The sequence below is a fragment of the Massilia sp. genome (genome assembly GCF_032106685.1).
Lineage (GTDB): Bacteria > Pseudomonadota > Gammaproteobacteria > Burkholderiales > Burkholderiaceae_D > Telluria.
Genome location: NZ_DAMCPG010000017.1, coordinates 81,478 through 92,240 on the forward strand (window position 1 = coordinate 81,478; position 10,763 = coordinate 92,240).

The 10,763-nt window shown below is 65.2% G+C and carries 10 protein-coding genes and 3 pseudogenes; 11 read left to right on the forward strand and 2 right to left on the reverse strand.

Annotated features, from left to right (window positions below; genetic code table 11):
• Positions 1–3: 3 nt before the first annotated feature.
• A complete protein-coding gene (locus RT688_RS11905; RefSeq protein ID WP_313705102.1) occupies positions 4–1,467 on the reverse strand; it encodes a deoxyribodipyrimidine photo-lyase in 1,464 nt (487 codons plus the stop codon).
• A 233-nt stretch (positions 1,468–1,700) separates the two neighbouring features.
• Between RT688_RS11905 and RT688_RS11910 the strand changes: the two genes are divergently transcribed.
• From RT688_RS11910 to RT688_RS11935, 6 genes and pseudogenes are all read left to right on the forward strand, one after another.
• Positions 1,701–2,321, forward strand: a complete 621-nt coding sequence (locus RT688_RS11910; protein WP_312551209.1) for a YqgE/AlgH family protein — start codon at positions 1,701–1,703, stop codon at positions 2,319–2,321.
• A 2-nt stretch (positions 2,322–2,323) separates the two neighbouring features.
• The gene (gene ruvX, locus RT688_RS11915; RefSeq protein ID WP_312551190.1) at positions 2,324–2,716 is read left to right on the forward strand and encodes a Holliday junction resolvase RuvX; all 393 of its coding nucleotides are present in this window, start codon (positions 2,324–2,326) and stop codon (positions 2,714–2,716) included.
• A complete protein-coding gene (pyrR, locus tag RT688_RS11920) occupies positions 2,703–3,233 on the forward strand; it encodes a bifunctional pyr operon transcriptional regulator/uracil phosphoribosyltransferase PyrR (RefSeq protein WP_313705092.1) in 531 nt (176 codons plus the stop codon). The genes ruvX and pyrR overlap by 14 nt, the downstream gene beginning before the upstream one ends.
• Positions 3,223–4,191 (forward strand): annotated as a pseudogene (locus tag RT688_RS11925) (aspartate carbamoyltransferase catalytic subunit); the annotation flags it as partial. The gene pyrR and the pseudogene RT688_RS11925, both read left to right, overlap by 11 nt.
• A gap of 11 nt (positions 4,192–4,202) precedes the next feature.
• Entirely contained in the window at positions 4,203–5,483 is a 1,281-nt protein-coding gene (locus tag RT688_RS11930; RefSeq protein ID WP_313705094.1) for a dihydroorotase, read from the forward strand.
• A 45-nt stretch (positions 5,484–5,528) separates the two neighbouring features.
• A complete protein-coding gene (locus RT688_RS11935) occupies positions 5,529–6,275 on the forward strand; it encodes a lysophospholipid acyltransferase family protein (protein ID WP_313705095.1) in 747 nt (248 codons plus the stop codon).
• 193 nt (positions 6,276–6,468) lie between these two features.
• Here the strand turns inward: RT688_RS11935 and RT688_RS11940 are convergent, their stop codons facing one another.
• The gene (locus tag RT688_RS11940; RefSeq protein WP_313705096.1) at positions 6,469–7,326 is read right to left on the reverse strand and encodes a symmetrical bis(5'-nucleosyl)-tetraphosphatase; all 858 of its coding nucleotides are present in this window, start codon (positions 7,324–7,326) and stop codon (positions 6,469–6,471) included.
• Positions 7,327–7,439: 113 nt separating this feature from the next.
• Between RT688_RS11940 and RT688_RS11945 the strand changes: the two genes are divergently transcribed.
• From RT688_RS11945 to RT688_RS11965, 5 genes and pseudogenes are all read left to right on the forward strand, one after another.
• Positions 7,440–7,661, forward strand: a complete 222-nt coding sequence (locus tag RT688_RS11945) for a hypothetical protein (protein ID WP_313705097.1) — start codon at positions 7,440–7,442, stop codon at positions 7,659–7,661.
• An 88-nt stretch (positions 7,662–7,749) separates the two neighbouring features.
• Positions 7,750–8,325, forward strand: a pseudogene (rfbC, locus tag RT688_RS11950) (dTDP-4-dehydrorhamnose 3,5-epimerase).
• Between the two features lie 351 nt (positions 8,326–8,676).
• Positions 8,677–9,777 (forward strand): glycosyltransferase, encoded by a 1,101-nt coding sequence (locus RT688_RS11955; protein WP_313705098.1) that lies wholly within the window; start codon positions 8,677–8,679, stop codon positions 9,775–9,777.
• 76 nt (positions 9,778–9,853) lie between these two features.
• Complete coding sequence (locus RT688_RS11960; protein WP_313705099.1) at positions 9,854–10,165, forward strand: H-NS histone family protein; 312 nt, start codon at positions 9,854–9,856, stop codon at positions 10,163–10,165.
• 223 nt (positions 10,166–10,388) lie between these two features.
• Positions 10,389–10,763, forward strand: a pseudogene (locus tag RT688_RS11965) (hypothetical protein); the annotation flags it as partial.

The window sequence follows — 10,763 nt, forward strand, 5'->3', positions numbered from 1 at the left end:
ACTCTACGTCCCTTCGAGCGGCGGCGCGACTGCCTTGACCACCGCGAAGCGCGCCAGGGTCTTCTGCCGCGCTTCCTCATGCTTCACGATCGGCGCCGGATAATCGCGCCCGAGCACCACGCCGCATTTCGCCAACCCCTCCGCCGGCACCGTCCACGGCGCGTGGATGGCGCGCGCATCGAGCTTGCCCAATTGCGGCAGGTACTGCCGGATGAATGCGCCTTTCGCATCGAACTTCTGCGACTGCGTCACCGGATTGAAAATCCTGAACCAGGGCTGGGCATCGCAGCCGGTGGAGGCGGCCCATTGCCAGCCGCCGACGTTCGAGGCCAGGTCGTAGTCGATGAGCTGGCGCGCGAAATAGCGCTCGCCGCGGCGCCAGTCGATGCCGAGGTCCTTCACCAGGAAACTGGCGGTCACCATGCGCAGGCGGTTGTGCATGAAGCCGGTCCGGTTCAGTTGCAGCATCGCCGCGTCGACCAGCGGATAGCCGATGCGGCCCTCGCACCAGGCCGCGAACAGTTCGTCAGCCTGCGGTCCCGCTTCCCATTCGACGGCATCGAAGGCCGGCTTGAAGGAGCGCCCGGCCACGTGCGGATGGTGGAACAGGATCATCGCGTAGAAATCGCGCCAGACGAGTTCCGACAGCCAGACCGGGGCGCCGCTGCCGCCCAGGCCTGTCGCCATGGCTTGCTGCAGCGTGCGCACCAGGTGGCGCACCGAGGTGGTGCCGAAGCGCAGGTGCACCGACAGCTGCGAGGTGCCGGCTTGCGCCGGAAAATCGCGCGCCGTGCCGTAGTCCGCCAGGCGCGGCAGGAAGGCCTCGAACAAGGCGCCGGCGCCCGACATGCCGGCCGGGGCGGGCAGGGGGCCGTCGTCGAAGCCCAGCTCGGCCAGGGTCGGCATGGACTGTGCGGCGGGCGCCGCGAACGCGGCCGCGTAGGGCTCAACCGGCCATGGCGCCACCGCCTCCGGCTGCGCCGCCAGGCGCTTGAGCCAGGCGTTCTTGTAGGGCGTGAACACGCCGTAGGGCTGGCCGGCCAGGGTCAATACCTCGTTCTTCTCGAACACCACCTGGTCCTTGTAGCCGAGCAGTGTCCGTCCGGCCGCCGCCAGCGCCTCGGCCACGGCGGCATCGCGCGCGATCGCTTCCGGCTCGTAGTCGTCGTTGACGTGGACCGCGTCCACCGCCAGCTCGGCCGCCAGCGCCGGGATCAGTTCGCGCGCCGCGCCGTGGCGCACGATCAGGCCGCCGCCGAGCCGGCGCAGTTCGGCATCGAGTTCGCGCAGGCTGGCGTGGATGAAGCGCAGGCGCCGGTCGTCGCGCGGCAGGCCGGCCAGGATGGCGGTATCGAAGACGAAGGTGCAGTAAACGGCCTTCGACGCGCGCAGGGCGTGGTGCAGGGCGGCGTGGTCGAACACGCGCAGGTCGCGGCGGAACCAGACGAGAGAATTGCTTATCGGCATCATTGTGTGTTCAGTCAACACGGCGCGTCATTTTACTGGCTACCATGCTTCGGTGCGTTCCCTGTCAAGCGCGCGGTTGCGCGCGCAACCGCGCTGCCGGATGGCCCGTTGTGCGTTTCAGTGTAAACTAACGAAAAGCCTAATGTTGTAGTCTGGATACTAGTGGTCAATCAGAGAGTGAGCCAAGAGAGAGTCAGCGTATGAAGAAGAGCAAAATCGGCAAAACTCTACCCATGGCCGGCCTGCCGCAGCAAGGCGAAATCCTTGGAAACATCGGTCCGGCGCCATCTGGGTTGAATTTAGCCAATCATTTCCTCATCGCCATGCCGTCCATGGAAGATCCGATCTTCGGCGGCGCGGTGGTCTACGTCTGCGAGCACAACGAAAAAGGCGTGCTCGGCGTGGTCATCAACAAGCCGACCGACATGACGATGGAGGTGCTGTTCGATCGCATCGACCTGAAACTGGCCGACGGCCTGCGCTCGGCCGTCGTGGACGAACCGATCATGTTCGGCGGCCCGGTCCAGGACGACCGCGGCTTCGTGCTGCACAGCCCGGGCGGACGCTATTCGTCCTCGCTCAACGTCACCGACGAAGTGGCCTTCACCACGTCGATCGACGTGCTCGAGGCGGTCGCCAGCGGCGCCGGTCCCGCGCGCATGCTGGTCTCGATCGGCTACGCCGGCTGGAGCCCCGGCCAGCTCGAGGAAGAAATCTCGCGCAACGGCTGGCTCACCGTGGGCGCCGACGCCCACGTTCTGTTCGACTTGCCGATCGAGGAGCGCTACAACGCTGCCATCAAACTGCTGGGCATCGACCCGATGATGCTCGCCACCGAGGCCGGCCATGCGTGACAATGGTTGACATCGTTTTCGGGTTCGACTTCGGCGTGAAGCGCATCGGCATCGCGATGGGCAACACGCTCACCGGGCAGGCGCAACCACTGACCATCATCGATGCCATCGACAACGCCACGCGCTTCAGGGTGATCGGCGAGCTGATCGACGAGTGGCGCCCGACGCGCCTCGTCGTCGGCGAGCCGCGCCATCCCGACGGCGCCGAGCACGACATGACCCTGCGCTCGCGCCGCTTCGCCAACCAGCTCAATGGCCGCTTCAACCTGCCCGTCGAGCTGGTCGACGAACGTTATTCCTCCGCCGTCATCCCCTCCAAGCGCGGTGAGCGCATCGACGCCAAGGCGGCCGCCATTATTTTGCAACAGTACTTTGACGATCATGCCAACAACTAATCACGACTTCGATGCCGAGGCGCTGTACCGCGCCCTGCTCGAACAGGTACGCACGGGCCTTGCCGGCGTGCCGGACGCCGCCATCGTCGGCATTCATTCGGGCGGCGCCTGGCTGGCCGAGCGCCTCGCCTCGGACCTCGACCTGAAAGCGCGCCTGGGCTTCATCGACGTCTCGTTCTACCGCGACGACTACGCGAAGAAGGGCCTGCACCCGGACGTGAAACCGACCCATATCGGCTTCAACGTCGACGGCGCGACCATCGTGCTGGTCGACGACGTGCTGTTTACCGGACGTACCACGCGCGCCGCGATCAACGTGCTGTTCGACTACGGCCGTCCCGCCTGCATCAAGCTGGCCGCGCTGGCCGACCGCGGCGGCCGCGAACTGCCGGTGGCGCCGGACTTCGTGGGCGTGCGCACCAGCTTGGCGCGCAACCAGCTGCTGTCGCTGGCGCGCGATGCGGCCGGCCAACTCTCGCTTACCATCGAAGACGACAATGCCGATTCTGAACAATAACCCGCAACTGAACAAGAACGGCGAACTGCAGCACCTGCTGACCATCGAAGGCCTGCCGAAGTCGATCATCAACCACATCCTCGATACCGCGTCGAGCTTCGTCGGCATCTCCGACCGCGAAGTCAAGAAGGTGCCGCTCATGCGCGGCAAGAGCGTGTTCAACCTGTTCTTCGAGAACTCCACGCGCACCCGCACCACCTTCGAGATCGCCTCCAAGCGCCTGTCGGCCGACGTCATCAACCTGAACATCCAGGCTTCGTCGACCTCCAAGGGCGAGTCGCTGCTCGACACCATCGACAACCTGGCGGCCATGCACGCCGACATGTTCGTGGTGCGCCATGCGCAGTCGGGCGCGCCCTACCTGATCGCCCAGCACCTGGACAAGACCGGCCAGAAGGACATCCACGTCGTCAACGCCGGCGACGGGCGCCATGCGCACCCGACCCAGGGCCTGCTCGACATGTACACGATCAGGCACTACAAGAAGGACTTCACCAACCTGCGCGTGGCCATCGTCGGCGACATCCTGCACAGCCGCGTGGCGCGCTCGGACATCCATGCGCTGACCACCCTGGGCGTGCCGGAAGTGCGCGCCATCGGCCCGCAGACCCTGCTGCCGGGCGGCCTGGACCACATGGGCGTGCGCGTCTTCAACAACATGGACGAGGGCCTGAAGGACGTCGACGTGATCATCATGCTGCGCCTGCAGAACGAGCGCATGTCGGGCGCGCTGCTGCCTTCGGCGCAGGAGTATTTCAAGAGCTACGGCCTGACGCCCGAGCGCCTGGCGCTGGCGAAGCCGGACGCGATCGTGATGCACCCGGGGCCGATGAACCGTGGCGTGGAAATCGACTCGGCGGTCGCCGACGGCAAGCAGGCGGTGATCCTGCCGCAGGTGACCTTCGGTATCGCGGTGCGCATGGCAGTGATGAGTATTTTGGCGGGAGGCCGGGTTTGAACTTCGCACGGATGAACTTACATATCAAGAACGGGCGCCTGGTCGACCCGGCAAACGGCATCGACTCGGTCACCGACCTTTTCATCGCGGACGGCAAGGTCGCCGCCATCGGCGACGCGCCGGACGGCTTCACGGCCGATTCCACCATCGACGCCACCGGCCTCGTGGTCGCACCGGGCCTGGTCGATTTGTCGGCGCGCCTGCGCGAGCCGGGCTACGAATACAAGGCCACGCTGGAATCGGAAATGCAGGCGGCGATCCAGGGCGGCGTGACCACCCTGGTCTGCCCGCCGGACACCGACCCGGTGCTGGACGAGCCCGGCCTGGTCGAGATGCTCAAGCACCGCGCGCGCAACCTGAACCAGGCCAACGTGCACCCGCTGGGGGCGCTGACCATGGGCCTCAAAGGGCAGGCACTGACCGAGATGGCCGAGCTGACCGAGGCCGGCTGCATCGGCTTTGCCCAGGCCGAGGTGCCGATCCTCGACACCAACGTGCTGCTGCGCGCGCTGCAGTACGCGAAGACCTTCGGCTACACGGTCTGGCTGCGTCCGCAGGATCCCCACATCGGCCGCGGCGGCGTGGCCCACAGCGGCCCGCTGGCGACGCGCCTGGGCCTGTCGGGCGTGCCGGTGATGGCCGAGACCATCGCCCTGCACACGATCTTCGAACTGGTGCGCAGCACCGGCGCGCGCGTGCACCTGTGCCGCATGTCGTCCGCCGCGGGTCTCGAGCTGGTACGCGCCGCCAAGGCCGAAGGCCTGCCGGTCACCTGCGACGTCGGCGTGCACCACCTGCACATGACCGACGCCGACATCGGCTTCTTCGACTCGAACGCACGCCTGACGCCGCCGCTGCGCACCCAGCGCGACCGCGACGCCATCCGCGCCGGCCTGCTGGACGGCACGATCGACGCGATCTGCTCGGACCACACCCCGGTGGACGACGACGAAAAGCTGCTGCCGTTCGCCGAAGCCTCACCCGGCGCGACCGGCCTGGAGCTGCTGCTCTCGCTCACGCTGAAGTGGGCCGAGGAACTGCACGGCGACGCCGCCCTGGTGCGCGCGCTGGGGAAGATCACCTCGCAGGCCGCGCGCACCGCCGGCCTGGACGCCGGCCACCTGGCGCCCGGCGCCGCGGCCGACATCGTCGTCTTCGACCCGAATGTGCGTTGGCAGGTCAACGGCGCGGCGCTGGCCAGCCAGGGCAAGCACACGCCTTTCCTCGGCTACGAGCTGACCGGGCAGGTGAAAGCGACCGTGGTCGGCGGCCGTGTCGCCTACCAGCGTTGAGATTGACTACGCGGCGTCTCCGGCGCCGCGAACCCGCCTGACTTCATGCTCCGCCTGCGGCTAGCCTGGCGCCTAGCGCGCGTCGCCCTCCACCTGCTGGCGGGCCTGGCCGCCTGCGCGCTGGTCTTCCCCTGGGCGCGCAGCCGGACGCGCGGCGCGCTTACGCGGCGCTGGTCGCGCCGCCTGCTGGCAATCTGCGGCGTGCGCGTCGAAGAGGCGCCCGGCAACGCGGCGCTCGAGCACGCCCTGTTCGTTTCGAACCACGTCTCCTGGCTGGACATCTTCGTCATCAACGCGCTGCATCCCTGCCGCTTCGTGGCCAAGGCCGAGATCCGCGCCTGGCCGGTGCTCGGCTGGCTGGTCGGGGCGGCCGGCACCGTCTTCATCGCGCGCGGCAACCGGCGCGAACTGCGCCATATCTTCAAGGGTATCGTGAGCGTGCTGGGGGAGGGCGAGCGCGTTGCCTTCTTCCCCGAAGGGACGGTTGCGCGGCAGGGGCAAGTGCTGCCGTTTCACGCCAACCTGTTCGAGGCGGCGATCGACGCCGGCGTCCAGGTGCAGCCTTGCGCGCTGGCCTACCTCGACGAGGCCGGCAACTGGCATCCGAACGTCGACTACGCCGGCGAGGTCACCTTCGTCGACAGCATCCTGAGGATCCTGCGCGGCGGGCCGATCCGCGCGCGCCTGGCCTGCCTGGCGCCGCTCGACGCGCAAGGCGCGCACCGGCGCGAGCTGGCGCAGGCAGCGCACGACGCGGTGGCGGCAGCGCTCGAGGGACGCGTGGTGCCGTAGGGTGGGTACTCGTACCCACCGGTAAGGCGGTCGATAAAACGAGGCCGATGATCTAGCAGAAATGCGCCGATCATCGGCCTTTTTCGCTGGCACGTGTTTCGATACGCCCGCGCGGTGCCGCGTGGGTTCGGGAACCCACCCTACGACAAGCCATCGGCAAGATCGTCGCGCGCGGCACGGCATACGGTAACCATCACCGCGTGGACTCGGGAGTCCACCCTACCGGGCGGTATTCCGGGCAATCCACCTGCAACAGCGTCCGGTCGTCCAGGCACACCGCGGTCAGCTTGCCGCCCCAGACGCAGCCGCTGTCCAGTCCCACCAGGTTCGGACGCAGCACCAGGCCCAGCGCCGACCAGTGGCCGAACACCACCGTCACGTCGTTGGTCCGGCGCCCCGGCAGGTCGAACCAGGGAATCAGTCCCGAGCCTTCCGGTCCCTTCTCGCTTTCCTTGTGCGCGAAATCCATGCTGCCGTCGGGCAGGCACAGGCGCATGCGGGTGAGGGCGTTGACGATGCAGCGCAGGCGGTCGATGCCTTCCAGGCCGTCGTCCCAGCGGTCGGGCTGGTTGCCGTACATCCGGCCCAGGAAATCGATCCAGCGCTCGCCGCGCAGCACGGCCTCGACTTCGCCGGCCAGCGCCATGGTCTGGGCCGCGTCCCATTGCGGCGCGACGCCGGCGTGCACCATCAGGTGGGCGTCGACGAACATCGCCAGCGGACGCATGCGCAGCCAGCCGATCAGTTCGTCGCGGTCGGGCGCGCCGAGGATCTCGTCGAGCGTGTCGGACCTGCTGGCCTTCTGGGCGCCGACGGCGACCGCCAGCAGGTGCAGGTCATGGTTGCCGAGCAGGGCTTCGACGCGCCCGCCGCTCGCTTCCGACAGCGCCTTCATGCGGCGCAGCGCCATCAATGACTCCGGGCCGCGGTTGATCAGGTCGCCGACAAACAGGATGCGGGCGTCGCCCGCGGCATCCTCAGCGATCTTGTCGAGCAGGGCCTGGGCCTCGTGGGCGCAACCTTGCAGGTCGCCTATGACATAGGTTTTCATCGTCTGCTCTTTCCTGGGCGCGGCCGCGCGCCGCGGCCCTTGTTCTTGTTCGATCATGCCTGCAGGGACGTGGCGGCGGCGCCGTCCTCGCCCTTGCAGTGGTGGCATACTAAATGATTTCGGTGGCGGGCGTGTCGATGCCGCCAATGCCGGTACTCGGCAAGCCGGTAATGAATTACCCGCTGACTACGCTGATGCAAGCAGAGATGGCGATCCCGGTAATGGCGACCGGTATCGCTGCGCGATGCGGTGCGATGCAGGGCCGTGCGCGAAAAGCGCCAGGGCCTGAAAATGGTGCTGCCGAATTAAATGCCGTTTCGCATGGGCTGTATTGATGCGGCCGTGTGAAAAGCCGGACTGGACCATGACGGCAAGCCAGTAACGGAAAATCCCGTTGCCATGACTGAACTATCTGGTGCTGAAATGAAAGCGCCAGCGACCGACATTCCCGGGGGGCTGCTGATCGAGCCCCTGGTCCACGAGGACGAGCGTGGCGTTTTCTTCGAAACCTGTAACGAGCACGCATTCGAACAGGCCACCGGCCTGCGGCCGCATTTTGTCCAGGATAACCAGTCGGTCCCGGTGCCGAATGCCGTGCGCGGACTGCATTACCAGGTCGGAATACGGCAGGGCAAACTGGTGCGCGTCGTGCGGGGCGCGGTATTCGATGTCGTGGTCGACAGGCGCCGCGTTTCGCCCGCCTCTGGGCAGGCGATGACGATCGTGCTCGGCGCCGGAAACCGGCGCCAGTGATGGATTCCGCCGGGATTTGCCCATGGTTTCCTGGCGCTGGGCGAAGGGGCCGAATGCGTCTACAAGACCAGCGGCTATTGGTCGCCCGCGCACGAGCGCGTGCTGCTGTGGAGCGATCCGGACCTGGCCATTGCATGGCCATTGAGCGGAGAACCGATATTGTCGGAAAAAGACAGGACCGGCACGCGGTTACGCGACGCCGACACCTGCGACTTTTTCCAAGAGCGCCTAATAAAACCGCCATGACTGCGTTGCAACGCCTCGCCGTACCCGCGTACTGTCTGCGGCACTGCGTCGGGTGGCCGCATCCCTTCCCCTGACAGTTTTGTTCGGCGCTCCAAGGCACTGCGCCAGTACTGCGTTTCTCTTCCACATCTCCCGTTACAGGCGATCTTGATCAATCGTGCGTATTTCGTGCGCGATAAACTGCCGTGTTTGCGGTTGGCCGCTTTTATGCGGTTACAATGTAATTACGTTTTTGGCAAGCGTGGCGGAGCTGGGTGCCTCCGCCTTTCATCATGCCCCGCATGGCGTCGTCTGGCACCGCATGCGCGTTGCAGGCCGTTGTCTGCCGAGAGTCGGAACCGCAGGATCCTCATGTTTTCATTCCTGGTTAGCTTTGTCTGCTCCACCCTGCTGACCCTGCTCGTCATCAAGCAGGCGAAACTGCATGAGCCCGCGCTCGACACCGATTTCCGGGGCGTACAGCGGGCGCACAGCCACCTGGTGGCCCGGATTGGCGGCCTGCCGATCTACTTTGCGGTTATCGTCAGCGCCACCATTTCAATCTGGCGCGAGCCGGTCCTGCTGCAATGGATGACCACGCTTCTGTTCTGCGCTTTCGTCGCCTTTATCGGTGGAATTGTCGAGGATTACACCGGCGCCGTGCGGCCCTCGCGCCGGCTCCTGCTGACCATGGCCGGCGCCATGCTGGGTTATCTGCTGCTGGATGCCAAAATCGCCCGCATCGACCTTCCATTCGGCCTGGTATTGTTTGCCTCAAGCTGGATCGTGGCGCCCTTGACGGTATTGGCCGTGGCCGGTATCGCGAATGCGGTGAATATCATCGACGGCTTCAATGGCCTGGCCAGCATGGTGACCATTTGTATGCTGCTTTCGCTTGCTTATGTGGCGCTGCAGGTGGGCGATGTATTCGTGCTGATTGCCGCGTTGACGGTGGCCGGGGCAACCGCGGGCTTCCTCGTCTGGAATTACCCGGTCGGCCTGATTTTCCTGGGCGATGGCGGCGCCTACTTTATCGGGTTCATGCTCGGCGAGCTGGCATTGCTCCTGGTAATGCGCAATCCCGACGTCTCGACCTGGTATGCCGCGCTGCTGCTGATATATCCGGCATTCGAAACGGTGTTTTCCGCTTATCGACGAATGTTTGTACGCGGGAAATCTCCAGCAGTGCCTGACGGCATACACCTTCACAGTCTCATTTTCCGGAGGGTAGTGCAATGGACGGTGGGAAGAAAAGAAGCGCGGGCGCTGCTGAAGCGTAATGCCCGGACCTCCCCTTATTTGTGGCTTTTTTCTCTCATGGCCGTCATCCCGGCCACTTTATTCTGGCAGAATACAAGCGTACTGATAGTTTTCTGTTTATTGTTCGTTATCAGCTACCTGTGGCTGTATGCGCGTATTGTTCGATTCAGGTCGCCGCGCTGGCTGATTTGGCGCAAGAAGGACTGGCAATAAATTGCCGTTGTAGTATATTGCGACATTTGGTGAGAATTCACCTGAATTAGATTAACCCAACTATCGAGGAACGATGATGGATCTGTCGAATATGTCCGTAGGCGATTTGCGCAACCTGCAGGAGCAAATCAAACAGGAAATGAAAAAGCGTGAGGTACAAGAGGTGCAGAAGGCACGCGAACAGATCCTGGCGATTGCCCAAAGCGTGGGCGTACCCCTGAAGGACCTGATCGCCACCAATGCCCGCGGCGCGAAAACCGGTACGGTTGCCGTTCGTTACCGTCACCCGGATAATTCGTCCCAGCAGTGGACCGGCCGCGGCCGCCAACCGAAGTGGGTCAAGGAATGGGTCGAAGGCGGCAAGTCGCTCGACAAGCTGCGCGTCTGATTGTTCCTCCGGCGCTCGCCGGCAGGAATCGCTTAAGAAGCACGCTTCAGAAGCACGCTTCCAAAGACAAACAAGCAAGCGCACCAATGGGGCAACCCCCATTGGTGCGCTTGCCGCTACAATACTCCCTGTTTTGTCATCCCTCCAACTTTTGGCGAAGCTGCGTCTGCCTGCATCGTGATTCGGGCGATGCCGGCTGCCGTCCGTTTTTCTAAGGTCGAACATGGTTGCTCTCTCGAAGACGATTTTCAAGGCATATGACATTCGCGGCGTGATCGACAGCACGCTCGATGCCGGCGTGGCGCGTGCCATCGGCACGGCCTTTGGCCGCGCCGCGCTGGCCAAGGGCGAGCGCAAGGTCGTGATCGGGCGCGACGGCCGCCTGTCGGGTCCGGCGCTGGCGGCCGCATTGGCCGAAGGCCTGCAGGCCGCCGGCGTCGACGTGATCGACCTCGGCATGGTCGCCACGCCGATGGTTTACTTCGCGACCAACGTCCTCGAAGGCACCCGCTCGGGCATCATGGTCACCGGCAGCCACAACCCGCCGGACTACAACGGCATGTGGCGCTCGCAGGATGGCGGGCGGCGCTGGCAGGAG

Bases quoted from the DNA above. Each gene is read 5' to 3' on its own strand.
- RT688_RS11905 (WP_313705102.1), bottom strand. From the start codon at position 1,467: ATGCCGATAAGCAATTCTCTCGTCTGGTTCCGCCGCGACCTGCGCGTG.
- RT688_RS11910 (WP_312551209.1), top strand. From the start codon at position 1,701: ATGGCCGGCCTGCCGCAGCAAGGCGAAATCCTTGGAAACATCGGTCCG.
- ruvX (WP_312551190.1), top strand. From the start codon at position 2,324: ATGGTTGACATCGTTTTCGGGTTCGACTTCGGCGTGAAGCGCATCGGC.
- pyrR (WP_313705092.1), top strand. From the start codon at position 2,703: ATGCCAACAACTAATCACGACTTCGATGCCGAGGCGCTGTACCGCGCC.
- RT688_RS11930 (WP_313705094.1), top strand. From the start codon at position 4,203: ATGAACTTACATATCAAGAACGGGCGCCTGGTCGACCCGGCAAACGGC.
- RT688_RS11935 (WP_313705095.1), top strand. From the start codon at position 5,529: ATGCTCCGCCTGCGGCTAGCCTGGCGCCTAGCGCGCGTCGCCCTCCAC.
- RT688_RS11940 (WP_313705096.1), bottom strand. From the start codon at position 7,326: ATGAAAACCTATGTCATAGGCGACCTGCAAGGTTGCGCCCACGAGGCC.
- RT688_RS11945 (WP_313705097.1), top strand. From the start codon at position 7,440: ATGATTTCGGTGGCGGGCGTGTCGATGCCGCCAATGCCGGTACTCGGC.
- RT688_RS11955 (WP_313705098.1), top strand. From the start codon at position 8,677: ATGTTTTCATTCCTGGTTAGCTTTGTCTGCTCCACCCTGCTGACCCTG.
- RT688_RS11960 (WP_313705099.1), top strand. From the start codon at position 9,854: ATGGATCTGTCGAATATGTCCGTAGGCGATTTGCGCAACCTGCAGGAG.